We start from the raw sequence: 25,263 nt of genomic DNA on the forward strand, positions 1-25,263 counted from the left end.
GAAACATCTTCCGCAGGAAGTGATATGACCGCACAAGTGACGTTGGAACATACCGCGACCCCCACCCGCGCGATCTCGCTGCTGCAGCGGATCATCTTGCCGCGGCCGGGTGAGCCGCTCGACGTGCGCAAGCTGTACCTCGAGGAGTCCGAGACCAACTCCCGGCGCGCACACGCGATCTCGCGCACCTCGTTGTCGATCGGCGCCGAGTCCGAGGTGTCGTTCTGCACCTACTTCAACGCCGTGCCCGCCAGCTACTGGCGGCGCTGGAGCGTACTGAACTCGGTGGTGCTGCGGCTGGAACTGTCCGGCCACGGCCGGGTGGACGTGTACCGCTCCAAGGCGGACGGCTCGCGAATCCACGTGCAGGGCCGCGAATTCGGAACCGGTTCGCTGGATTCCGCCGAGCTGACCGCGGAGCTCGCGGAGATGACCACGACAGCAGTGGAATTCGAGGTGGAGCTGGCACCGTTCGAGGACGGCGGCTGGATCTGGTTCGACATCACCACCGATTCGGCGGTGCAGTTGCATCGCGGCGGCTGGTACGCGCCGATCGAGGCGCCGGGCGCGGGCAGCATCGCGGTCGGCATGCCGACCTTCAACCGCCCCGGCGACGCGGTGAAAACCATTGCGGCCCTTGGCTCGGATCCGCTGGTGCTGGAGAAGATCCGCGCGGTGATCATTCCCGACCAGGGCACCCGCAAGGTGGTGGACGAGCCCGGCTTCGCCGAGGCCGCCGCGCCGCTGGGCGATCGCCTGGCCATCCACGACCAGCCCAACCTGGGCGGTTCGGGCGGCTACAGCCGTGTGATGTACGAGGCGTTGAAGACCACCGACGCCGAGTACATCGTCTACATGGACGACGACATCGAGATCGAGCCGGACTGCATTCTGCGCGCGCTGGCCTTCTCGCGCTTCGCCCGTTCGCCGATCCTGACCGGTGGGCAGATGCTCAACCTGCAGGAGCGCTCGCACCTGCACGTCATGGGCGAGGTGGTGGACCGCTCGATCTTCATGTGGACCGCCGCCCCGAACGTCGAATACGACCATGACTTCGCCAAGAACCCGCTGCGCGACCGCGACAACTCGAAGCTGTTGCACCGCCGCATCGATGTGGACTTCAACGGCTGGTGGACCTGCGTCATCCCGCGCACCGTCGCCCAGGAGCTCGGCCAGCCGCTGCCGCTGTTCCTCAAGTGGGACGATGCCGAATACGGTTTGCGCGCAAGGGAACACGGCTACCCGACGGTCACCCTGCCGGGTGCGGCGGTCTGGCACATGGCCTGGTCCGACAAGGACGACGCGATCGACTGGCAGGCCTACTTCCACCTGCGCAACCGCCTGGTCGTGGCGTCGCTGCACCTGCCGAACGACGGCCGGCCGATGGTCGTCAACACCATCAAGGCCACCCTGAAACACCTGCTGTGCCTGGAGTATTCGACGGTCGCCATCCAGAACGAGGCGATCCGCGACTATCTGGCGGGTCCGGACAAGCTGTTCGGCCTGCTGCCGACCGCGCTGAGCAAGGTGCACGCGATGCGCAAGCAGTTCCCGGACGCGGTGATCCTGCCCTCGTCCACCGAACTGCCGCTGGCCTCGCACGCCGAGGTCGGCGCGGTGGGCGAGCCGGGCAACCCGATCGCGAAGGTGGCGCGCCTGGGCAAGGGCATGCTGCACAACGTGCGCAAGGCCAACCCGAAGCACCACGAGATCCCGCAGCTGAACGTCCCCACCCTCGACGCGCGCTGGTTCCTGCTTTCGCAGGTCGACGGCGTCACCGTCACCACGGCCGACGGCCGTGGCGTGGTCTACCGCAAGCGCGACCCCCGCCAGGCCCTGGCGCTGTTCAAGGAGGCGATGCGGCTGCGGCGGGAGCTGGCCGAGCGCTTCCCCGAGGTCCGCAAGCAGTATCGTGCCGCACACGCGAAGCTGACCAGCACCGCGGCCTGGGAGCAGGCCTTCGGGATCGCCCCGAGCACAGAGGAGACCAGGAAATGACAGCCACCGCCTCCGATGCGGCGGGCCACGCGCCCGGCTTGCACGTCGTGCCCGACCTGCAGGAGCGCTCGGCCGAGGTGAAGATCCTCAACGCCGTGCAGGGCACCATCGGCCGCGACCCGCGGGTGGTCGCCGCCGCGCGCGGGATGTCCCACTTCGGGGAGCACGCCCTGGGCTGGATGGCGATCGGCGCGCTGGGTGCGCTGGTCGACAAGCCACGGCGCCGGCAGTGGGCGGGCGTCGCGGTCGGCGCGTTCGGCTCGCACGCCGCGTCGGTCGTCATCAAGAGAATCGTCCGCCGCCCGCGCCCCCACGATCCGTCGGTGCAGGTCAACGTTTCTACGCCGAGCAAACTGAGTTTCCCGTCCTCGCACGCCACCTCGACCACGGCGGCGGCGGTGTTGCTCGGACGGCTGACCGGGCTACCCTTGCCTGCGGTGCTCGTGCCTCCGATGCTGCTCTCCCGGCTCGTCCTGGGAGTGCACTATCCCTCCGACGTGCTCGCCGGTTCTGCGTTGGGTGCCGCATCAGCCGCAGTAGTGCTAGCCGCCGAAAAGAGATCAAGTGACCGCACAGGAAAGAGCCCTCGCTGAAATGAGTGAAGAGCCGACCGGCACCGACCTCGACGACGCCGTCCTGAAGGGCCCGCCCAAGACACTGGTCGGGGGCCTGATCAAGACCATGCGGCCGCGTCAGTGGGTCAAGAACGTCCTGGTGCTGGCCGCGCCGCTGGCGGCGGGCAAGCTGCCCAACGGCACCTACGCGATCGCGGACGTGACCAGGGATTGGCACATCGGCATCGCCTTCGTGGTCTTCTGCATGGCGGCCTCGGGCATCTATCTGATCAACGACGCCAAGGACGTGGAGGCGGACCGGGCGCACCCGACCAAGCGCTACCGCCCCATCGCCGCGGGTGTCGTGCCGGTGCATCTGGCCTATGCGCTGTCGGTCGTACTGCTGATCGGCTCGATCGCGGGCTCGTTCCTGGCGGCCTGGCAGCTGGCCATCACCATGGCGGTCTACATCGGTATCCAGCTGGCCTACTGCTTCGGGCTCAAGCACCAGGCGGTGCTGGATATCTGCATCGTGTCCTCGGGCTTCCTGCTGCGCGCGGTGGCCGGCGGTGCGGCGGCGAATATCACGCTGTCCCAGTGGTTCCTGCTGATCATGGCGGTCGGCTCGCTGTTCATGGCGGCGGGCAAGCGCTACGCCGAACTGAAGATCGCCATGGACACCGGCGCGAAGATCCGCCGCTCGCTGCAGTACTACACGCCCACCTACCTGCGCTTCGTCTGGACGCTGTCGGCCACCGCGATGGTGGTGTTCTACGGCCTGTGGGCGTTCGAAACCGATCACAAGCACACCCAGTGGTTCGCCATCTCGATGATTCCGTTTACCATCGCAGTCCTGCGCTATGCGGTCGACGTCGATGGTGGCGAGGCCGGTGAACCGGAAGAGATCGCGCTGGGTGACCGCGTTTTGCAGTTCCTGGCCATCGCCTGGATCGGAGCGGTAGTTGTCGCTGTCTATCTCACCTGACGAGATGCTGGCAGACGGGGGAGAGCGGGAGGGTGCGGAGGTATCGGGCGATATGCCCGAGCGCGCCCGACTACGAGATCCCGCCCAGCGCTTCGCGCTGGCCTCCCGAGCCGTACTCGCCGGTGGGATCGTCGCGACGATCGTCACCTTCGCCTGCGGCGCCTGGGCGCGCCGCTGGATCGCCGACGACGGCTTGATCGTGTTGCGCACGGTGCGCAACCTGATGGCCGGAAACGGCCCGGTCTTCAACGCGGGTGAGCGGGTGGAGACCAACACCAGCGCCGCGTGGACCTACGTGATCTGGTTCTTCGGCTGGATCACCCACGCCAGGCTCGAGTACGTGAGTCTGTTTACCGCGTTGGCGCTTTCGCTCCTGGCGGTGCTGTTCGCCATGCTCGGCGCGGCGCGGCTGTGGGGCGGCGCGACCGCACAACTGCTGCTGCCCGCGGGCGCGATCGTCTATATCGCGGTGCCCCCGGCGCGCGACTTCGCCACCTCCGGCCTGGAGAACTGCCTGGTCATCTTCTGGCTGGGCGTGTTGTGGTACCTGCTGATTCGCTGGAGCCAGGCCGAAAGGGCGCGGCTGGCACTGCTTTTCGGGCTGGTGTTCTGGGCCGGGCTGTGCTGGGTGGTGCGCCCGGAGATGACCATGCTGGGCGGGCTGGCGCTGGCGCTGGTGTTCCTCGCCCCGATGCCGGCCTCCCGGGTGGGGCCGATCGTGTTGCGCGCGTGCACCGTTGTGGTCGGGGGCGCGGTTCCGCTGGGTTATCAGATCTGGCGGATGGGCTACTACGGCCTGATGGTCCCCAATACCGCGATCGCCAAGGAGGCCAGCGGCAACAAGTGGGGCCAGGGTTTCAAGTACGTCTGGGACCTGACCGGGCCGTACTACCTGTGGGCGCCGCTGCTGATCCTGGCGGTGGTCGCGGTGCCGCTCGTGCGGTCGCGGCGGGCCGAAAGTGCGCTGCAGCAGCCGGAAATCGTGCCGGCGGAGGCCGATGACGCTGCGGCGCAGTCGGATGCGTCCGGCGCGGGGTCGCGCAACGCCGTGACACGCTGGCTCGCGCGGATCCTGGGGCTGCGCCACCAGCTGCGCACCCCGCGCGCGGTCGTCGTGCTGATACTCGTCGGCGCGCTGCTGAACATCGTCTTCGAGCTGAAGGTCGGCGGCGATTTCATGCACGGCCGGCAGCTGCTGCCCGCGCTCTACATGCTGATGCTGCCGGTGTCGGTGCTGCCGGTCTGGCGGTTCGGCACGGTCGGGCAGGCCCGCGCGGGCCTGACGAGCGCGGCCTGGGCGCTGGCGCTTCCGGTGCTGTGGCTGGCCATGATCGGCTGGGCGCTGGTCGCGGCGAACACCACCGGCAACAAGGCCGGTGGCGGGGTCAGCGCGGACGGCATCGTCGACGAGCGCATCTTCTACGTCTTGAACGGCGGCCACGACCATCCGATCCTGGCCGAGGACTACCTCGACTATCCGCGGATGCGGGCGATGGTCCAGGACATCGAGGACTCCCCGAACGGCGGCGTGCTGCTGAACTCCCCCTCGTTCACGTTCTGGTACATCGCCCCGCCACCGCTGCCGATCCCGGCGGGCGGATACCCGCACGCGGTCTACTTCCTGAACCTCGGCATGACCAGCATGAATGTGCCGCTGGACGTGAAGGTCATCGATCAGGAGGGGTTGGCGTATCCGCTGGCCGCCCACACCGACCGCCTCGCCGACGGGCGCATCGGCCACGACAAGGACCTCTACCCGGACTGGGTGGTGGCCGACAGCGGCATGGTCGATCAGCATCCGTGGATGCCCTGGTACATGGACGAGCGCTGGGTCAGGCAGGCGCGCACCGCGATCGCCTGCCCGGAGACCCAGGCGATGCTCGCGTCCTCGCGGGGCCCGCTGACGTTCGACCGCTTCAAGCACAATCTGCTTCAGGCCTACGCCTTCACCAAGTACCGCACCGACCGCGTGCCCAAGTACGAGATCGAGCGCTGCCACCTGGTCGATCCGGCCCCGCCTCCGCCTCCGCCGGCGCTGGCCCCGCCCAAGTAGGGCCTGGGCCGGTGCTACCCCGGCTTGCTGTGACGTAGCTGTGTATTTTCGCCGACCAGCCCCCGATCCCGCGTCGGATCGGGCAGGCTGGACCGGCCCGGAGTCGTGGTTGTCGCCGCGCTTTCCGTAGGTCGCGGTTCCGGGTCGTGTGACGTGGTCGTTACCGGCTCTAAACTGCGTTTTCCGCCACTTCGTCTCATTTTGGTAACGTCCGGGTATCGTGCTCACGATAAGCTCAGCGAGTACTTCCGCCTCGGCGGTTGCGCATTTGGCGTACCCCGGGGCGGCCCGCAAGGAGCGGCCGAGCCCGGCCGCACAACGAAAGGCCGAACAGAATATGCGAGGCGTGACTGTGCGTTGGGCGCAGGAAAGACGTCGGAGACGGTCGCTTCAGCAGGGTACGCAACGGCGGACCTGGATGAAGCGAACCGCGCTCGGAGTGGCGCTGGCGACCGTGCTGGGTATGTCGCTGGCCGAGGCCGGCGGGGCAACCGCCGCGTTCACCCCGACCGGATTCGACTTCTGGGTCAATTCCCCGGTGATGGGCCCGATCAAGTCGCGGATCTTCCGCGCCGCCGATGGCAACACCGACCGCGTGGTCTACGCGCTCGACGGCGAGCGCGCCGGTCTGGATCTGTCAGGGTGGGAGATCAACACCGACGTCGCCAACGCCCTGACCAGGGCGAACATCAATGTGGTCATGCCGATCGGCGGCCAGTCCAGCTTCTACATGGACTGGAACGCGCCGAGCGCCTTCCTGGGGATTCCGCCGCAGGCGGGCTCGTCGGGGTCGGCCTCGGGGTCGAACAGCCTGTCCGCGGCCACCGGTTCGTCCTCCGGATCGGGCGCGCTGCAGATCTTCGACCAGGGGCCGGGCAAGAGCTACCGGTACGACTGGGACACCTTCGTCCACCGCGACCTGCGCGATGCGCTGCACGACCGGCTGGGCTTCCGGAACAATCACAACGGCGCCTTCGGCCTGTCCATGGGCGGCAGCGCGGCCCTCACGCTGGCGGCGCACCATCCGGATCAGTTCAATTACGCCGGAGCATTCTCGGGCTACCTGAACATCTCCGCGCCCGGCATGCGCGAGGCGCTGCGCGTGGCGATGATCGACGCCGGCGGGTACAACATCGACTCGATGGCGCCGCCGTGGAGCGCGAAGTGGTACTACATGGACCCGTTCGTCTTCGCGCCGATGCTCAAGGCCAACAACACCCGGCTCTGGGTCGCCGCGGCCAGCGGCCTGCCCGGCGCGGGCGATGTGAACAACGCGATGGATGTCATCCAGGGTTCGCCGCTCGAGACGCTGGCGCTGGCCAACACCCGGGCCTTCCAGTTGCGGATGCTGAGCCTGGGAGCGAGCAACGCCACCTATGACTTCCCGGCGTTCGGCGTGCACAACTGGCACAACTGGGAGGCCGAGGTCGACAAGATGATCCCGGACCTCTCGGCGCACATCGGCTGATCGTCCCGGCGATCGCCGGCAGCGCGAAAACCCGCAGTGATTCTCGTCACTGCGGGTTTTTGCTGCAAATTCGCTGTTGTTATCGAGACACGGCCTCCGACTTGCCGGTGTCGCTGATCACTCTTCGGGATAATTCGGGAGTTGAATGACCCCGGTGCCGGTCCGCAGGGTTAGTGCGGGCCGGGTGTCCGAGCGAAAGGCGATGCCCGATGCGAGTTGCGCCCAGTAAGCCAGACCCCGCTCGATCCGCTCAACCCCGACCGGCCGCGGACCGGTTCGGTCGTCCCGGTCTTTCGGGGTGGCTGTGGCGCACGGCGGTGGCCATGGTGCTGTCCGTGGCCCTGCCGCTCGGTGTCGCGGTGTTCGGCGACGTCGCTCCCACCCGCGCGGCCTTCGATCCGCGGGCCTTCGACTTCTGGGTGACCAACGCCGCGATGGGGCCGGTGAAGACCCGCATCCTGCGCGCCCGCGACGGCAACACCGACCGCGTCGTCTACGCCCTGGACGGCATGCGCGCCCGGCAGGACCTCAACGGCTGGGAGATCGAGACCAATGTGGCCGAGGTACTGGCCAATTGGAACATCAACGTGGTGATGCCCGTCGGCGGGCAGTCCAGCTTCTATGCCAACTGGAACGCGCCGAGCTCGTTCCTCGGCCTGCCGAAGACCAACTTCGGCTCGTCGACCGGATCGGGCGCGACGGAGACGTTCATGTCCGACCCCGGCAAGGACTACCGCTACGACTGGGAGACCTTCCTGACCCGGGACCTGCGCAACGCGCTGCACGACCGGCTGGGCTTCCGGGCCACCCGCAACGGCGTCTTCGGCGTGTCCATGGGCGGTAGCGCGGCGCTGACGCTGACCGCGTACCACCCGGACCAGTTCAGCTACGCCGGATCGTTCTCGGGGTACCTCAACGTCTCCGCGCCCGGCATGCGGGAGGCGATCCGGATGGCGATGATCGACGCGGGCGGCTACAACGTGGACTCTATGGCGCCGCCCTGGGGGCCCGGGTGGTTGCGCATGGATCCGTTCGTCTTCGCGCCGCGGCTGGTTGCTGACAACACCCGGCTCTGGGTCGCCGCCGGCAGTGCCATGCCGGATAAGGCGGACATGGCCGCGCCGATCGGCGTCGCGGCCGACCGGGTGATCCTCGGTATGCCGCTGGAGTTCATGGCGCTGCTGAACACCCGCTCGTTCCAGGTCCGGATGGACACCCTCGGCGCGCGGAACGTGGTCTACGCGTTCCCCAGCTACGGGATCCACGACTGGATCAACTGGAGCAACGAGGCGTATCGGATGATTCCGGACATGTCGCGCAATATCGGCTGACATATTGCCGCCGCGGCGACGCGATGAGTTGTTGCCCAAGGGAAGCTCTGCGTCGAAAAGTGCTGTCGGCAAGGCGAGTTGACGGGCCCCGGGATTTCGGGGAAATCCCGGGCCCCCTCGCGTGTGGCAGCGGTACAGCAAATAGCTCGGTTCCATCACAATTCGGTATCCGGGTGCGTTTTCAAGCGTGCGGTTCCGAACGACTGCCGATAGAACTGCCGGGCACGATCGACGAAAGTATCGGTGAATACCGAGGTTTCGGCGGTGGGCAGAACCGAGCGTCATGCATTCGGATAGCGGTCAGCGCTGGCCGCGCGGGCGAAAGGTCTGTTCGATGCGGTCTGGATCGGTATGCGGAGCGATTGCCGAAGGCCGCGGTCCGGCCCGCCGCGGTCGCCGGCTTTCCCGGCTCGGTCGCGCGGTAGCTGTTGCGGCGCTGGCGGTGGTGCAGCCGCTTTCCGTTGCGGTGGGTGCGCCCCCGGCCGTGGCAAAGTACAACCCGGCCGGATTCGATTTCTGGGTCGACTCCAGCATGGGCCCGATCAAATCCAGGATTTTTCGCGCCGGCTCGGCTGCACTTCAATCCGCACGGAAACGGTGTGTTCGGACTGTCGATGGGCGGCGGTTCCGCATTGATGCCGGCCGCCTATCACCCGGACCAGTTCCGTTATGCCGCCTCCTATTCGGGCTATCTGAACACCATGGGGCCGGGGATGCCGGCGGGGCTGCGCGCGGCAATGCTCGAGGCGGGCGGATTCAATATCGACGCCATGTGGGGCTCGGCCGGGGGGCCGCGCTGGCAGCGCGACAATCCCATGGAGTTCGCCGGGCTGCTGCACGCCCACGGCACTCGGTTGTGGATATCCACCGGTAACCGAAGCCCCGGCCCGCACGACGCGGTGGCCGGCCCGGAGGGCGCCTACCATCTGACGAATTCGGAGGTGCTGGAGGCGATCTCGCTGTCCGACACCCGCGTCTTCCAGGCCCGGTGGGACGGTTTCGGTCCGGGTAACGCGGTATTCGACTCTCTGCCGCCGGTGTGCACAACTGGCCCTACTGGACCGACGAGGTCTACAAGATGCTGCCGGACATGAATTTGAACATCGGGTGGCCATTTGCCGTGAAAGCCCGGTTGTGGGAAGGGTTCCCGCGACATAGCCGGCCGGACGCGATAGGGTCACTGCACGATTACGAAAGGTGCTCGGGCGGATTTCGGACACGTATACGCCCCCGTCTTGCTAACGGTGGACGGGTCGAATATGGTCCAGCGAGCGCAAGTGTGACCAACTTCGTAGACGTGCCGTTCCCCTGTCGGAAACTCGGTTCCGATGCGGGGTGTGGTGTGCGCCTCGGCAGCAGCTCGCCTGCTGTCATGCGACATGGCTACAACAGCAGGCTACAGCAGCAGAAAGTGAGCAAGACCCATGCGGTTCGGCAGGTCCGACGCGTCGGCGCCGAAGTCGGCGTCCGTGTCGAAGGATGTCCGGTCTGGGCGACGTGCTCAGTTCGGTTGGCGTGCGCGCCTTCTCGCTGCGGGCGCCGCAGCGCTCGCTCTGCCGCTCGCCGCGGTGGTCACGGTTCCGACGATCGCCACGGCCGCGCCGGTGGCGCATCCGGTCCGTCAGACCCCGCCCGGCGGATACCAGGACCTGATGGTTCCCTCCAGCATGGGACCGATCAAGGTGCAGGTGCAGTGGGCGCGCCACGGCGGCAACGCCGCGCTGCTGCTGCTCGACGGCCTGCGTGCCCGCGACGATCGCAACGCCTGGTCGTTCGAGACCAACGCGCAGCAGATGTTCGGTAACGACAACGTCACGCTCGTGATGCCGGTCGGCGGTCAGTCCAGCTGGTACGCGGACTGGCAGGGGCCCAGCAACACCAACGGCCAGAAGTTCACCTACATGTGGGAGACCTTCCTGACCAAGGAGCTCCCCAACTTCCTGGCCAACTACGGCGTCTCGCACAGCAACTGGGCGGTGGCGGGCCTGTCGATGAGCGGCCCGGCGTCGCTGCGACTGGCGGCGTTCCACCGCGACCAGTTCAAGTACGCGGCCTCGTTCTCGGGCCCGCTGAACTGGAACGCGCCGGGTATGCGCGAGGCCATCCGCGTCATGATGCTGGACGCGGGCCGCTACAACGTCGACTCGATGGCCATGCCGTGGAGCCCGCAGTGGCTGCGCTCGGACCCGATGGTGTTCGCGCCGGAGCTGCGCGGCCTGCCGATGTTCATCTCCTCCGGCAGCGGCCTCCCGGACGGGCGCGACAACCTGAGCTGCGGCGGGGCCTGCCTGTTCAACACGGGCGACGCGATGGCGCTCGAGGCCATCGCGATGGTGAGCACGCGCGCCTTCCAGGCGCGGCTGGAGTCGCTGGACATCCCGGCCGCCTACGATTTCCCGGCCACCGGCACGCACATCTGGCTGAACTGGCAGACCGAGCTGGCCAAGGCTCGGCCCGGCATCCTGGCGGCGTTGCACGCCTGAGGCCATACGTAAGCTCCCTCGACCGGCGTCGTGCTCAGCACGACGCCGGTCGTCGTTTATGCGCAGGTCCCGGCGTCGGAGTAGTCCGGGATCGCCGCGGCGAACCTGATAACTCGGCGTGTGCCCGCGCGTCTTCCGGGGAGAACGACCCTCTGCGCGGTAGAAAACTTCTGTGGCAGGTGTGGCATCTGATACACGGGGGAGAGCGGAGCGCGCATTGGCGCGCCGCAGCAGGCTGGCGGCACTGGCCGCGATCGTGGTCCTGCCCCTGGCCGTGGGGTACACCGCCGCCACCGTCCCCGCCGTCGCCCAGCCACCCGCCGCGCCCGCAGCCCAGACGCCCGCTCCGGCGCCGGGACCGGCCGAGGCGCCTGCCGCTCCGGCGGACGGACCCGCCCAGGCGCCCGTCGCGGCGCCCGCTCCCGGCGAGACACCGGCCGCGGGCATACCCGTCGCTCCCGTCCCGCCGCAGGCCGCCCCGCAACCCGCGGCCCCCGCCGCCCCTGCTGCACCCGCACCCGCCCAGCCCGCTCCGCAGCCCGCGCAACCGGCGCCTCAGGCCCAGCCCGCCCCCGCGCCCCAGGCCCGGCTGGCCCCCGCGCCCCAGGCTCGGCCGGCCCCCGCGCCCCAGGCCGCCCCCGCGCCGCCTCCGGGCGTCGCCGCGGTCCAGAAGGTGGTCTGGCTGACCGATCGCTGGGTCTCGCTGTGGATCACCTCGCCGTCGATGGGCTCGCCCGTGCAGGTGCAGCTGCTGCTGCCGCGCGACTGGTACACCCGCCCGGACATGCACTTCCCGCAGCTGATCATGCTGGACGGCCTGCGCGCGACCGACGACTTCAGCGGCTGGACCCACGACGCGGGCGCGGTCGACTTCTACGCCGACAAGGACGCCCTGGTGGTGTTGCCGATCGGCGGCCAGTCCAGCTTCTACTCCGACTGGGCGCAGCCGGACAACGGCAAGACCTACAAGTGGGAAACCTTCCTGACCAAGGAGCTCTCGCCGCTGCTGGAGAACCAGTGGCGCGCGGCGAATGTGCGTGGCGTGGAAGGGCTTTCGATGGGTGGCACGGCCGCGATGTTCCTGGCCGGGCGCAACCCGGGCTGGGTGCGCTACGCCGCCTCGCACTCGGGCTTCCTGACCACCACCACGCTGGGCATGCCGCAGGCGATCATGTTCGCGATGCGCGATGCGGGCAACTTCGACGCCAACAAGATGTGGGGCGCGCCCACCAACCCGGAGTGGGCCGCGCACGACCCGTACGAGCTGGCCCCGAAGCTCAAGGGCATCAGCCTGTACGTTTCGGCCGGTGCGGGCACCGTGGGCGCCTTCGACGCGCCGGCCGGCGTGCCGGGCGTCAGCACCAATGTCACCGGCATGGGGCTCGAGATCCTCTCCCGGCTGACCAGCCAGAACTTCGTCAGCCAGCTGAACAAGCTGGCGATCCCGGTGACCGCGGAGTTCCGGCCCTCGGGCACGCACTCGTGGCCGTACTGGGATTTCGAGATGCGCCAGTCCTGGCAGCAGGCCGCGGGCGCCCTGGGCCTGGACCCGAATCCGCCCGCCTGCAAGCCCGCCGGGGCGATCGCGGGCGTGGCGCAGGCGGGCAAGTGGCTCGGCGCCTGCACCGGCGGCGAATACCAGGTGACCGGCGGCACGGCCCAGGACTTCCACGGCGGGCAGGTGTTCTGGTCGCAGGCGACCGGGGCGCACCCGGTGGCCGGCGCGATCGGCGGCACCTACCAGGCGAGCGTGGGACCCGGTGGGCCGCTGGGTCTTCCGGTCTCCGACGAGCGCCCGCTGCCCGACGGCCGCGGCCGCTTCCAGGCCTTCCAGAACGGCATGGTCTATTGGACCCCGCAGACCGGCGCCCAGCTGGTGCGCGGCGCGATCCTCGACGCCTGGGGCAAGCAGGGGTACGAACGCGGACCGGCCGGATACCCGACCGGAGCGGAGCTGAAGACCCCGAACAGGGACGGCGTCGTGCAGGGCTTCGAGAACGGGACCGTCTACTTCAGCCCGAAGACCGGCGCCCATCGGATCCAGGGCCTGATCCGGGGCAAGTACGCGCAGCTGGGCTTCGAGAACAGCTTCCTGGGCTTCCCCGCCGCCGACGAGCAGCCGCTGGCCAACGCCGGGCGCCTCAGCCGATTCGAGGGCGGCAATATCTACTGGAGCCCGCTCTCGGGCGCCTGGGCGGTGCACACCGGCCCGATCATGGACGCCTGGGGGCAGCAGGGCTTCGAGCGCGGCAGGCTCGGCTATCCGATCAGCGACGAGTTCGCGGTGCCGGGCGGCGTGCAGCAGAACTTCCAGACCGGTTTCATCGTCTTTCGTGGCGGCAAGGCCGAGGTGCACGGGATCTGAGAGTCGTCGCCAACACGCCAGCGTGCGGCGGTGGCATATGAACACAGCTAGCCTGGATGGCGACCTGTGACTCCCGGACTAGATCGAGGATACGAATTCATGCTTCGGACCCGTGGAAAGGCGACCGACATCATCGCCGGACGTGGTGCCGCCGCCGGCGCGGCGCTCGCCATCGCCTCTGTGCTGCTGCTCGGCGCCTGTGGCAACAACGACTCGACCGCCTCGAGCACGCCCACGCTACAGACCTCGACCACGACCTCCGCCGCATCGTCCTCGCCGACGCCGAGCCCGGCCGCCCCGACCACGTCCGCGGCGCCCGCGCCCAAGACCACGGTCAGGGAGCAGCCCCAGCCCGCCCAGACGACCCCGACCCCGAGCACGCCGAAGCCGACCGCGAAGGATCAGGCCTTTCTGGACGCGCTCAAGGCCAAGGGCGTGAACCCGTCGTCCTCCGATATCCCGCTGGCCGTGGCCCAGTACGTCTGCCAGGCCAAGAAGAGCGGCGTCTCCGCCCAGGAGATCCAGACCTACGTGAACGCGATGGCCGGCCAGGATCCGTCCTACGACCCCAATAAGATGTCGATCGCTCAGCTGGGCCAGATCTACACCGACGCGGCCAACCAGACGTACTGCGACAAGTGACGCCGCGACGTAACGGGTTCGGGGGCCGGAACTTTCGAGGGCGGGGCCGCCGCAGGCGCATCGGATGCCTGAGTTTCCTGGCGATCATCGCGGTGATCGTCGTCGTGGTGATCCTGGCGTGGTATCTGCTGGCCGGGCTGCTGCGCGTGCCCAAGCCCGCCCCGCCCACACCGCGCCCGCCGACCTCGCAGCCCGCCTCCTGCCCGGATGTGCAGCTGCTGGCGATCCCGGGCACCTGGGAGTCCAACAGCAACGACGACCCGCACAATCCGACGGCGAATCCGCTGTCGCTGATGCTCAACGTCACCAAGCCGGCGCGGGAGCAGTTCGCGAACAGCCGCCTGGACGTCTACACCGTGCCGTACGTCGCGCAGTTCTCCAATCCGATCGCGCTCCCGCCCGACGGCCAGCAGTCCTACAACGACAGCCGGTCCGAGGGCACCACCCGCGCGAACGACGAACTGGCCACGATGTACAAGAACTGCCCCCTGACGACCTATGTGATCGCCGGGTTCTCCCAGGGCGCGGTGATCGCGGGCGATATCGCCACCAATATCGGGGCGGGTCAGGGGCCGGTGCCGGCGAATCAGGTGCTCGGTGTGATGCTGATCGCAGACGGCCGGCGGGATCCGGGCCAGGCGATCGAGGTCGGCGCCACCCCGCCCGGCATCGGGGCCGAGGTCGCGCTGAAGGGGCTCAATGTCCCGGGCATCACCATGACCGGGCCCCGGGCCGGTTTCGGGGCGTTGGCCAACCGCACCTACACCGTCTGCGCGAAGGGGGATCTGATCTGTGATGCCCCGAATCAGGCGCTCAGCCCGGTCAACATGATCCCCAGCGTGCTGACCCTGGTGCACGCGGCCGGGAATCCCGTTCACAGGCTCTACAACTCGTTCGTGGTGGATGCCGACGGCATCACGGCCACCCAGTGGACCGCGAACTGGGCCGAAGGGCTGATCAACGGGGCGCCCCACCCGCGGCATTCGTAAGGGTCCGGCGTGTCTCGCGGGGGCGTCCCGGCGAGAACCAGTCGGTTTGCTCCACAGGCTGTAAAGTGCACCTCTGATCGCGACGCCGGGGCCGGTCCATTCCAGACCGCCCGGCGTCGCAGCAATTTCCGCACACGCCAGAAAGCATGGGTTCATGACACAAGCCGCCGCGCCGGCCGGTCAGCCGACCGCGCTGGGCACGCCGCCGCGAAGGTTTCGCTTCGCGGCGGCAGGCGAGGGAAATCCGCAGGAGGGTGGTGCGCGCAGGTTCATCAAGCTGGCCCAGCAGGCCGAGGAGTTCGGCTACGACTCGTTCGCGATTCCCGATCACCTCGGCCCACAGGTGGGACCGATCGCCGCGCTGGGCGCGCTGGCTGTGGCCACCGATCGGATCCGCATCGGGACCTCGGTGCTGGCCAACGGCTTCCGGCACCCGGTGGTGCTGGCCAAGGACGCGGCGACCATCGATGTGCTCTCGCGGGGACGGCTGGAACTGGGCGTCGGCGCGGGCTGGATCAGGAGCGAGTTCGAGGCGGCGGGTCTGCCCTACGAGTCACCCGGTGTGCGGCTGGAGAAGCTCGATGAGGCGCTGACCATCCTGGACGTGCTGCTGCGCGGTCAGGAATGCCACTTCGAGGGCAAGCACTACCAGGTGCGCGGGATCAAGGGCACGCCGCGACCCCGGCAGGGCCCGCGCCCGCCGCTGGTCACCGGCGGTGGCGGCCCGAGAATGCTGCGGCTGGCGGCCAAGCATGCCGACATCATCTCGATCGTTCCGGTCACCACGACCGATGGGAAGGGGCTACTGTCCGGAATTACCCTCGACAAGACGATCCAGAAAGTGAATTTGATCAAGGAGGCAGCCGGTGATCGTTTCGCCGACATCGAGCTGAATTGGACCATCACCGCAGTGGTGATCACCGACGACCGGGAGCGCACCGCCGAGATGGCGCTCAACGCGATCGACAAGGGCTTGCACCCGGATCTCGAGGTGGACGTCCGGTTGACCGTCGAAGACATTCTGGCCTCGCCGTATGTGGCAATAGGCACATACGACGAGATCGCCGAGCAGATCCGTAACGTGCGCCGACTCACGTCGATGTCCTATATCGGAGTGTTTCCGACTCAGATGGACGTGTTCGCGCCGGTGATTCCACTGTTACGTGACGGTGATACTCGGCAGACCACTGCGGAGCATGCTCTGTAACATGTCTCTGGTTTGAATACATCTAGCCGATAGGTGGTCACCGCGCAGACCGCCCACAAAAGCTGCAGGCAGGCTCGTGCACGATAGAGCGGCCGCGGGCGTAAGAGAGTCGGGGCCTCACAGGTAACAGCGGCCATGTCGCCGTGCTGCGTGTGCCTCGGAGGAGAAGAAGGAATGACGGACGAGACTTTCGACGACTACCTGGACGAGACCGGGAACATCAAGCTCCCCGAGGGTCGCACCCTGGTCGACTACGTCGAGAAGCACACTCGCAACGACGCAAACACGCTGGCGTACCGGTACATCGATTACTCACGCGAGCGCGACGGTGAGTACCAGGACCTGACCTGGAAAGAGTTCGGCATCCGGCTGCGCGCGGTTGCCGCACGCCTGCAACAGGTGACCAAGCCGGGCGATCGGGTGGCGATTCTGGCGCCGCAGGGTCTGGACTATGTCATCTCCTTCTTCGCGGCGATCTACGCCGGGTGCATCTCGGTTCCGCTGTTCGATCCGGACGAGCCCGGCCACACCGACCGGCTGCATGCCGTGCTGGCCGACAGCGCCCCCTCGGCGATCCTGACGGCGAGCTCCTCCGCCGCCGGGGTGCGCCAGCTGTTCCGTGCGCTGCCCGCCGCCAAGCGTCCCCGGATCATCGCCGTGGACGCCGTGCCCGACTCCCTCGGGGAGAAGTGGGTGGTTCCCGACGTCCGTGTTGACGATATCGCTTACCTGCAGTACACCTCGGGATCGACGCGCACCCCGGCCGGCGTGGAAATCACGCACCGGGCCGCGGGCACCAACCTGCTGCAGATGGTCCACGCGATCAACCTGGACGAGAACTCCCGCGGCGTCACCTGGCTGCCGCTGTTCCACGACATGGGCCTGCTGTGCGTGATCCTGCCCGCGATCGGCGGCAAGTACATCACCATCATGTCCCCGAGCGCCTTCGTGCGGCGGCCGTACCGCTGGATCAAGGAGCTCGCCGCGGTCTCGGACGGCGCGGGCACCTTCGCCGCCGCGCCGAACTTCGCGTTCGAGCACGCGGCCGCGCGCGGCCTGCCGAAGAACGGTGAGTCGCTGGATCTGTCCAACGTCATCGGGCTGATCAACGGCTCCGAGCCGGTCACCACCTCCTCGATGAAGAAGTTCAACGAGGCCTTCGCCCCCTACGGGCTGCCCAAGACCGCCATCAAGCCCTGCTACGGCATGGCCGAGGCGACGCTGTTCGTCTCCGCGACCCGGCACGAGGACGAGGCCAAGGTCATCTACGTCGACCGCGACGAGCTGAACGCCGGCCGGGTGGTCAAGGTCGAGCAGGGCGCCCCGAAGGCCATCCCGCAGGTCAGCTGCGGCTACGTCGCGCTGTCGCAATGGGCGGCGATCGTCGACGGCGATTCCATCGACAGCGCCGAGGGTGCGAGCGAGCAGCCCGAGGGCCGGGTCGGCGAGATCTGGTTGCACGGCAACAACATCGGCATCGGCTACTGGGGTCGCGAGGCCGAGACCCGCAAGACCTTCAAGAACCAGCTGGTGCACCGTCAGGCCGAGGGCAGTCACGCCGAGGGCGCCCCGCAGGACGCGATCTGGCTGCGAACCGGCGACTACGGCGTCTACATCGACGGCGAGCTGTACATCACCGGCCGGGTCAAGGACCTGGTGATCGTCGACGGGCGCAACCACTACCCGCAGGACCTCGAGTACTCCGCGCAGCAGGCCTCCACGGCGCTGCGGCCCGGCTTCATCGCGGCCTTCTCGGTGCCGGCCAACCAGCTGCCCGCCGAGGTCTTCGAGGCCGGCAGCCATTCGGGCCTGGCGTTCGACGCCGACGATTCCTCCGAGCAGCTGGTCGTCGTGGCCGAGCGGGGTCCGGGCGCGGGCAAGGCCGACGCGCTGCCGATCGCCGACGCGGTCCGCGGCGCGATCTCGCAGCGTCACGGTGTTACCGTTCGCGACGTACTGTTGGTACCGGCGGGTTCGATCCCCCGCACCTCGAGCGGCAAGATCGCTCGCAACGCCTGCAAAATCGCGTATCTCGAGGGCACGCTGCGGGGTGGTTACACCCAGCAGGCCTTCCCTGATGCACCCGATGAAGAGTGAGATGACGGCGGCACCGGCCGTCCTTCCCTGCCCGCGCATCACCCGGACACAGGTAGCTTGAGGATTGATGGCTGACAACGACGGCACCCAGAGTTCACCCACCCCGCCGGCTCCGCAAGCTCCGCCGGCTCACCACCCCGGGGCAACCGAGACCACCGCCCCAGGGGCCGGGTCTACCGACACCGCCTCCGCGGCAGGGGGTTCGGAGGTCGCTCCGGCTCGTGCCGCCGGGGGTGCGGTGGCCACCGACATGTCGGTGGCCGAGCTGCGGGAGTGGCTGCAGCGCTGGGTCGCCGACGCGACCGGTCAGCCGATCGAGAACATCACCGTGGACCGGCCGATGGAGGAATTCGGCCTGGCCTCGCGCGACGCGATCGCCCTGGGCGGCGATATCGAGGAACTGACCGGGGTGTTGCTCGACGCGACGATCGTGTACCGCCACCCGACCATCGCCGCGCTGGCCGAGCGCATCATCAACGGCGAGCCGGAGGCGCCCGAAGAGATCGCCGACGACTCGTTCTATACCGCCGGATATCAGCCGGGGCAGGCGCACGACATCGCGATCGTGGGCCTGTCGACGCGGCTGCCGGGGGCCGGGAACACCCCGGAGTCGACGTGGGAGCTGCTGATCAGCGGCGGGGACGGCACCGGCGATCTCCCCGAGGGCCGCTGGTCGGAGTTCGCCGCCGACCCCGAGATCGCCGCGGCCATCGAGAAGGCCAACACCAAGGGCGGCTATCTGGCGCAGGATGTCGTCAAGGGCTTCGACGCGGAGTTCTTCGCGATGTCGCCGGTCGAGGTGGAGCGCGTCGATCCGCAGCAGCGGCTGATGATGGAGCTGGCTTGGGAAGCCCTGGAGCACGCCAGGATTCCCGCCAGCAACCTCAAGGGCGAGCCGGTCGGTGTGTACATCGGCACCTCGACCAACGATTTCATGATGGTCGCGGTGCTGGGCGCGGGTAATTCCGATCCCGATGCGCCCGCATCGGCGGATGCCTACGCGATCACGGGCAGTTCGTCCTCGATCATCTCCAACCGCGTGTCGTACTTCTACGATTTCCGGGGACCGTCGGTGGCCATCGACACGGCCTGCTCCTCGACGCTGGTCGCGGTGCATCAGGCGGTGCGGGATCTGCGCGCCGGCGACGCCGATGTCGCCCTGGCGGGCGGCGTGAACATGCTGCTCGCGCCCGCCGGCACCCTCGGCTTCGACGCCATCGGCATGATGGCGCCGGACGGGCACCTCAAGGCGTTTTCCTCGGATGCCAACGGCATTGTGCGCTCGGAGGGCGGTGGCCTGGTGGTGCTCAAGCGCCTGGCCGACGCCGAGCGCGATGGCGATACGATCTACGCGGTCATCAAGGGCACCGCGGTCAACAACGACGGCCGCTCGAACGGCCTGCTCGCGCCGAATCCGGACGCCCAGGCCGAGGTGCTGCGGCGCGCCTACCGGGATGCCGGAATCGTGCCGTCCACCGTGGACTACGTCGAGACTCACGGCACCGGAACGCTCATCGGCGACCCGATCGAGGCGAATGCGCTCGGTCGCGTGATCGGCCGGGGTCGCGACGCGGACTCGCCTGTGCTGATCGGCTCGGTCAAGACCAACTTCGGCCATCTGGAGTCGGCCGCCGGCGCGGCCAGCCTCGCGAAGGCGATCATGGCGTTGCAGCACAACGTCATTCCGCAGAATATCCACTACGCGGGCCCGAACCCGTATATCCCGTTCGACGAGGCGCGGCTGAAGGTCATCGAGGCCCCGACGGAATTCCCGCGCTACAGCGGCAAGGCCACGATCGGCATCTCGGGCTTCGGTTTCGGCGGCACCAATGCGCACCTGGTGCTCCAGGAGTACATTCCGGCAGCCATGTCCGCACCGGCCGAGCCCGCGAGCGAGGCGCGCGCCGCCGATCTGGACGACGAGACCACAGACGTGATCGCGGATGCCGAGACGATCCTCGAGAATGCCGATGCGGCAACGGATGTCGCTGCCGTGGCGCCGGAACCCGTTGTCCCCGAATGGACCGAGGCCCGCACTGAGCCGCTTCCGGTGATCCTGCCGGTCTCGGCCTACCTACCCTCACGCCGCCGCCGCGCCGCGCAGGATCTGGCCGACTGGCTGGAATCCGAAGCGGGACAGGCCACCCCGCTGGCCGATGTGGCGCGGTCGCTGGCCAAGCGCAATCACGGCCGCTCGCGCGGCGTGGTCGTCGCGACCACGCGCGAGGAGGCGATCGCCGGGCTGCGCGCCATCGCCGCGGGCAAGCCGGGCCAGGGCGTGTTCACCGCCGACTCGCCCGCCGCGAAGGACGCGATGTGGGTGTTCTCGGGCTTCGGCTCGCACCACCGCAAGATGGGTAAGCAGCTCTACCTGGAGAATTCGATCTTTGCCCGCACCGTCGACCAGGTCGACGAGCTGGTGCAGGACGAGGCCGGATACTCGGTCCGCGAGATGATGCTCGACGACGCCCAGGACTGGGACATCGGCACCTCGCAGGTCGGCGTCTTCGCCATCCAGCTGGGCCTGGCCGCGCTGCTGCGCGCGCACGGCGCCGAACCCGGTGCGGTGGTGGGGCATTCGCAGGGTGAGGCCGCGGGCGCGTACATCTCCGGCGGCCTGCCGCTCGAGGACGCCGTACGGGTCATCTGCGCGCGCTCGCGCCTGATGAAGGAGGGCGACGAGATGTTGCCCGACTCCGATATCCGCAATATGGCGCTGCTGGAGTACAGCGCCGCGGAGGTCGAGGCGATGCTGCCGGAGTACCCGGATCTCGAGGTGGCCGTCTACGCCGCGGCGAACAACACCGTGATCGGCGGCCCGCCGGAGCAGGTGCACGCGATCGTGGCGCGCGCCGAGTCCGAGGGCAAGTTCGCGCGCGTGCTGCAGACCCGCGGTGCGGGGCACACCTCGCAGATGGATCCGCTGCTGGGCGAGCTGGCCGCGGAGCTGGCGGGCATCGAGCCGACCAGGCTGAAGTACGACCTGTATTCGACCGTGCACAAGGCCACGGTCTACCGCGCGGGCCACGATCCGGTGCACGACGTCGACTACTGGGTGACCAACCTGCGCCACTCGGTGTACTTCGCGAACGCGATCCGCCTGGCCGTGGACGGCGGCATCACCACCTTCCTCGAGCTGGCGCCGAATTCCATTGCGCTGATGCAGGTGCTGGGCACCACCTTCGCGGCGGGTGCGCACAACGCCGCGCTGATCCCGACCCTCAAGCGCAAGGAGGACGAGGCCGCGGGCGTCGTCTCCGCGCTGGCACAGCTGTACGTGCAGGGACACCGGGTGGACCTGATGTCGCTGCTCGGCGCGGGCGAGTACGCGGATATCCCGCGAACGGCGTTCCTGCGCAAGGAGTACTGGCCCAAGGTCAGCATCGCCACCGGTTCCGGCAGCGGCCGGATGCCCGGCTCGCACGTCGCGATGCCCGACGGGCGGCACGCGTGGGAGGTACAGGCCGCGGCCGTCACCGACCTCGGCGCCCTGGCGCAATCCGCTGCGGCGCAGGTGCTTTCGGATGTCCAGCTGGGTGCGACCGTGGAACGTGCGCCGCTGCCCACCACCGGCACGCTGACCACCACGCTGACCCCGCACCTGGGCGGCGGCTCGGTGCGCGTGCACGCCAACGAGGGCGAGGCCTTCCGGCTGCTGTTCGAGGCGGTCGTGACCGGCACGTCCGCGAGTCATCCCGATGCACCCGTGGCCGGGATCGCCGACGCCGCTGCGGATTCCGGCACCAAGGCCGTCGCAACGACGGCGGAGACCGCCCCCGCCCCCGTCGAGGATCTCGGCGAGCGCTGGGATCCCAACGGCTCCCAGACCGTGGAGGAGCGCCTGGCGCTCATCGTCGCGGAATCCATGGGTTATGCCGTGGAGGATCTGCCGATGGAGATCCCGCTCATGGAGCTGGGTCTGGATTCGCTGATGGCGATGCGAATCAAGAACCGCGTCGAATACGAATTCGACATCCCGCAGCTGCAGATTCAGGCGGTGCGCGATGCCAGCCTGCACGAGGTCGGCAAGGTGCTGCACTACGCCATCGAGCACCGCGACGAGATGGAGGCGATGGCGCAGCAGCAGGCCGCCGACGGCGGCACGCTGGCCATCAACGACGAATTCGTCGCCGCGGCCCGCGCCGCGGTGGAGGCCGGGGACGATCCGGCGGCCGCGGTGCAGGCCAAGGCCGCCGAGCAGGGTGCCGCCGAAACCGCCGGTGCCGCAGCAGATGCCCCTGCAGCCGCGAATGCGCCTGCGGCGGAGGCGAATACCGCCGACGCGAACGGTGCCGCCGAGTCGAAACCGGCTGCCGCCGCGAAAGCCGATGCGACCGAATCGAATTCGGCTGCACCGGCCGCCGGGCTGCTCGGTGGCGATGCCGCCGCGGCCGCCGCCAAGGCCGCCGAGGAGAACATCCCGCCGCGTGACGCCGCCGAGCGGCTGGTCTACGCCACCTGGGCGACCATCACCGGCAAGTCCGCGGGCGGCATCTTCAACACCCTGCCGATCCCGGACGACGCCACCGTCAAGAGCCTGACCGACCGGCTGTCCGAGCGTGTCGGCGCGGAGATCGACGTCGAGGACGTGCGCGACTGCGAGACCATCGAGCAGATCGCGAACATCGTGCGCGAACACCAGGACAGCTCCGGGGATGTCGAGGGCTTCGTGCGCACCCTGCGCGGGCGCACCGAGGGCTCGAATGCGGTGCCGGTCTTCGTGTTCCACCCCTCGGGCGGCAACACGCTGGTGTACGAGCCGCTGCTCAAGCGCCTGCCCGAGGACACCCCGATGTACGGATTCGAGCGCATCGAGGGCTCGATCGAGGACCGCTCGCGCGAGTACGCGGCGAAGATCCGCGCGCTGCATCCGGGCGGCCCGTACGTGCTGTACGGCTGGTCGCTGGGCGCGGTTTTCGCGCTGCAGGTCGGGCAGATCATGCGGGCCGAGGGCGACGACGTGCGCCTGGTGGGACTGATCGATCTGGCCCTGCCGGTCGAGCCCGAGGACCCGAGCCCCGAGGGCCGGCGCGCCCGCATCGAGCGCTTCCAGGCCTTCGCGCAGAAGACCTACGGGATCCAGGGCGAGCTCGACGAGGACATGCTGGCCGAGCTGGCGGAGGCCTCGGACGAGGAGCAGTACCAGATCATCATGGAGCTGCTGAAGTTCGCGGACGTGAAGATTCCCGGCGGCGTCATCGAGCATCAGCGCACCTCGTGGCTCGACGGCCGGGATCTGCAGAAGGCCCGCCCGTCGCACTACACCGGCGAGGCGGTGCTGTACCTCGCGGACCGCTATCACGACGGCATCATCGAGATCGAACCCCGGTACGCCGAGCGCCAGCCCAACGGTGGCTGGGACGACTACATCCCCAACCTGGAGATCATCCACATCCCGGGCGACCACCTGCAGATCATCGACGAGCCACGCATTGCCACGATCGGGGCGGACCTGTCCGCGAAACTCGCCGCGATCGCGAAGGGAGACTAGTGAACACGACGGCTGAGAAGCTTGCCGACCTGCGCAAGAAGCTCGAACTCGCTCAGGAACCGGCAGGCGAAGCCGGCGTGGCCAAGCGGGCCAAGAAGGGGATCCCCTCCGCCCGCGAACGGATCGACATGCTGCTCGACCCGGGCTCCTTCGTGGAAATCGGCGCGCTCATGCGCAACCCGTTCATCAAGGATTCGCTGTACGGCGACGGTGTGGTCGTGGGGCACGGCCTGGTCGACGGCCGCCCGGTCGCGGTGTTCTCCCACGATCAGACCGTGTACGGCGGCTCGGTCGGTGAGATCTTCGGCCGCAAGGTCAGCGCGGTGCTGGAGCACGCGGCCAAGATCGGCTGCCCCGTCGTCGGCATCCAGGACTCGGGCGGCGCGCGCGTCCAGGAGGCGGTCGTCTCGCTGGCCTGGTACGCCAACCTGGCCCTGCTGACCGAGCCGCTGTCCGGCATGGTGCCGCAGATCTCGATCATTCTGGGCAACTGCGCCGGCGGTGCGGTCTATCAGCCGATCAACACCGACGTCGTGGTCGCCGTGGAGAGCGCGCACATGTTCGTCACCGGCCCCAAGGTGCTCAAGGAGGTGACCGGCGAGGACGTCTCCCTCGAGGAGCTGGGCGGGGTCTACAACCAGGCCGAGTACGGCAACATCCACCACGTCGCCAAGGACGAGCGGGACGCCTTCAACTGGGTTCGGGAGTATCTGTCCTTCATGCCCCTGAGCTGCCAGGAGCAGCCGCCGGTCATCAACCCGGGCCTGGAGCCGGAGCTCACCGACACCGATCGGGAACTGAACGCGATCATGCCGGATTCGGACAACGCCGGATACGACATGCACGAGATCCTGCTGCGCATCTTCGACGACGGCGACTTCCACGAGTTCGGCGCGGCCTCGGGCAAGAACATCATCTGCGGATTCGCGCGGGTCGACGGCCACGCCGTCGGCGTGGTGGCGAATCAGCCGCTGGTGTACGCGGGTTCGCTGGACGCGCGGGCCTCGGACAAGGCCTCGCACTTCGTGCGGCTGTGCGACGCGTTCGACCTGCCGCTGGTGTACGTGGTCGACACGCCGGGCTTCATGCCCGGTGTCGAGGAGGAGAAGGTCGGCGTCATCAAGCGCGGCGGGCGGCTGCTGTTCGCCTTCGTCGAGGCCACCGTGCCGAAGGTGACGGTGGTGGTGCGCAAGTCGTACGGCGGCGGCTACGCGGCGATGGGCTCCAAGCAGCTCGGCGCCGATATCAACCTGGCCTGGCCCACCGCGCGCATCGCGGTGATGGGCGCGGAGAGCGCGGTCAGCCTGATCGGCGGCCGGCAGATCGCGGCCGCGCCGGAGGATCAGCGCGACGCGATCCGCAAGCAGATGATCGATTTCTACAACGCCACCGTCGCCACCCCGTGGGTCGCGGCCGAGCGCGGATATGTCGACGCCGTCATCGAGCCCGCGACCACGCGCCTGGAGATCCGCCGCGCGATGAAGCTGCTCCGGGACAAGAAGCTCCAGCGCAACCCGCGCAAGCACCATCTGCTGCCGCTGTAGCAGCCGCGTCGACGAGGGTGTGTTCACCTGCCTGAACGACGGGTGAACGGAGTGTC

At 68.5% G+C, this 25,263-nt stretch carries 15 protein-coding genes; all 15 read left to right on the forward strand.

What is annotated here, in order from left to right:
* Positions 1–24 precede the first annotated feature (24 nt).
* The 15 genes from KO481_RS01555 (at position 25) to KO481_RS01625 (ending at position 25,207) form a co-directional block, all read left to right on the forward strand.
* Positions 25–1,998: a glycosyltransferase gene (locus KO481_RS01555; protein WP_215915114.1), complete on the forward strand. Its 1,974-nt coding sequence runs from the start codon at positions 25–27 to the stop codon at positions 1,996–1,998.
* Positions 1,995–2,591: a phosphatase PAP2 family protein gene (locus KO481_RS01560; RefSeq protein ID WP_215915115.1), complete on the forward strand. Its 597-nt coding sequence runs from the start codon at positions 1,995–1,997 to the stop codon at positions 2,589–2,591. The genes KO481_RS01555 and KO481_RS01560 overlap by 4 nt, the downstream gene beginning before the upstream one ends.
* A gap of 1 nt (position 2,592) precedes the next feature.
* Positions 2,593–3,537: a decaprenyl-phosphate phosphoribosyltransferase gene (locus KO481_RS01565; RefSeq protein ID WP_215915116.1), complete on the forward strand. Its 945-nt coding sequence runs from the start codon at positions 2,593–2,595 to the stop codon at positions 3,535–3,537.
* Positions 3,538–3,541: 4 nt separating this feature from the next.
* Positions 3,542–5,590 (forward strand): arabinofuranosyltransferase AftB family protein, encoded by a 2,049-nt coding sequence (locus tag KO481_RS01570; protein WP_372451869.1) that lies wholly within the window; start codon positions 3,542–3,544, stop codon positions 5,588–5,590.
* A 418-nt stretch (positions 5,591–6,008) separates the two neighbouring features.
* Complete coding sequence (locus KO481_RS01575; RefSeq protein WP_245400220.1) at positions 6,009–7,058, forward strand: alpha/beta hydrolase; 1,050 nt, start codon at positions 6,009–6,011, stop codon at positions 7,056–7,058.
* Positions 7,059–7,381: 323 nt separating this feature from the next.
* Positions 7,382–8,389, forward strand: coding sequence for an alpha/beta hydrolase (locus KO481_RS01580; RefSeq protein WP_245400221.1), 1,008 nt, complete (start codon positions 7,382–7,384; stop codon positions 8,387–8,389).
* 599 nt (positions 8,390–8,988) lie between these two features.
* Positions 8,989–9,483: an alpha/beta hydrolase-fold protein gene (locus KO481_RS42680; RefSeq protein WP_308166226.1), complete on the forward strand. Its 495-nt coding sequence runs from the start codon at positions 8,989–8,991 to the stop codon at positions 9,481–9,483.
* A 330-nt stretch (positions 9,484–9,813) separates the two neighbouring features.
* A complete protein-coding gene (locus tag KO481_RS01590; RefSeq protein ID WP_215915119.1) occupies positions 9,814–10,872 on the forward strand; it encodes an alpha/beta hydrolase in 1,059 nt (352 codons plus the stop codon).
* Positions 10,873–11,461: 589 nt separating this feature from the next.
* Positions 11,462–13,237 carry an alpha/beta hydrolase-fold protein gene (locus tag KO481_RS01595; protein ID WP_245400363.1) on the forward strand — a complete coding sequence of 592 codons (1,776 nt, stop codon included), beginning with the start codon at positions 11,462–11,464 and terminating at the stop codon, positions 13,235–13,237.
* 99 nt (positions 13,238–13,336) lie between these two features.
* Positions 13,337–13,879, forward strand: coding sequence for a DUF732 domain-containing protein (locus KO481_RS01600; protein ID WP_245400222.1), 543 nt, complete (start codon positions 13,337–13,339; stop codon positions 13,877–13,879).
* A complete protein-coding gene (locus KO481_RS01605) occupies positions 13,876–14,868 on the forward strand; it encodes a cutinase family protein (RefSeq protein ID WP_372451870.1) in 993 nt (330 codons plus the stop codon). The genes KO481_RS01600 and KO481_RS01605 overlap by 4 nt, the downstream gene beginning before the upstream one ends.
* 154 nt (positions 14,869–15,022) lie before the next feature.
* Positions 15,023–16,075 carry an LLM class F420-dependent oxidoreductase gene (locus KO481_RS01610; RefSeq protein ID WP_215915120.1) on the forward strand — a complete coding sequence of 351 codons (1,053 nt, stop codon included), beginning with the start codon at positions 15,023–15,025 and terminating at the stop codon, positions 16,073–16,075.
* Positions 16,076–16,249: 174 nt separating this feature from the next.
* On the forward strand, positions 16,250–18,172 hold the full coding sequence (fadD32, locus tag KO481_RS01615) for a long-chain-fatty-acid--AMP ligase FadD32 (protein WP_215915121.1): 1,923 nt from the start codon (positions 16,250–16,252) through the stop codon (positions 18,170–18,172).
* Positions 18,173–18,239: 67 nt separating this feature from the next.
* Positions 18,240–23,663 (forward strand): polyketide synthase Pks13, encoded by a 5,424-nt coding sequence (pks13, locus tag KO481_RS01620; RefSeq protein WP_372451871.1) that lies wholly within the window; start codon positions 18,240–18,242, stop codon positions 23,661–23,663.
* Positions 23,663–25,207 (forward strand): acyl-CoA carboxylase subunit beta, encoded by a 1,545-nt coding sequence (locus KO481_RS01625; protein WP_215915122.1) that lies wholly within the window; start codon positions 23,663–23,665, stop codon positions 25,205–25,207. The genes pks13 and KO481_RS01625 overlap by 1 nt, the downstream gene beginning before the upstream one ends.
* The last annotated feature ends 56 nt before the right edge of the window (positions 25,208–25,263 follow it).

Origin of the sequence: Nocardia albiluteola (assembly GCF_018860155.1) — a bacterium.
Classification (GTDB): Bacteria; Actinomycetota; Actinomycetes; order Mycobacteriales; family Mycobacteriaceae; genus Nocardia; species Nocardia albiluteola.

Coding starts and splice junctions, on each gene's coding strand:
- KO481_RS01570 (WP_372451869.1), top strand. CDS start 3,542: ATGCTGGCAGACGGGGGAGAGCGGGAGGGTGCGGAGGTATCGGGCGAT.
- KO481_RS01580 (WP_245400221.1), top strand. CDS start 7,382: ATGGTGCTGTCCGTGGCCCTGCCGCTCGGTGTCGCGGTGTTCGGCGAC.
- KO481_RS01575 (WP_245400220.1), top strand. CDS start 6,009: ATGAAGCGAACCGCGCTCGGAGTGGCGCTGGCGACCGTGCTGGGTATG.
- KO481_RS01560 (WP_215915115.1), top strand. CDS start 1,995: ATGACAGCCACCGCCTCCGATGCGGCGGGCCACGCGCCCGGCTTGCAC.
- KO481_RS01555 (WP_215915114.1), top strand. CDS start 25: ATGACCGCACAAGTGACGTTGGAACATACCGCGACCCCCACCCGCGCG.
- pks13 (WP_372451871.1), top strand. CDS start 18,240: ATGGCTGACAACGACGGCACCCAGAGTTCACCCACCCCGCCGGCTCCG.
- KO481_RS01610 (WP_215915120.1), top strand. CDS start 15,023: ATGACACAAGCCGCCGCGCCGGCCGGTCAGCCGACCGCGCTGGGCACG.
- fadD32 (WP_215915121.1), top strand. CDS start 16,250: ATGACGGACGAGACTTTCGACGACTACCTGGACGAGACCGGGAACATC.
- KO481_RS01565 (WP_215915116.1), top strand. CDS start 2,593: ATGAGTGAAGAGCCGACCGGCACCGACCTCGACGACGCCGTCCTGAAG.
- KO481_RS01600 (WP_245400222.1), top strand. CDS start 13,337: ATGCTTCGGACCCGTGGAAAGGCGACCGACATCATCGCCGGACGTGGT.
- KO481_RS01590 (WP_215915119.1), top strand. CDS start 9,814: ATGCGGTTCGGCAGGTCCGACGCGTCGGCGCCGAAGTCGGCGTCCGTG.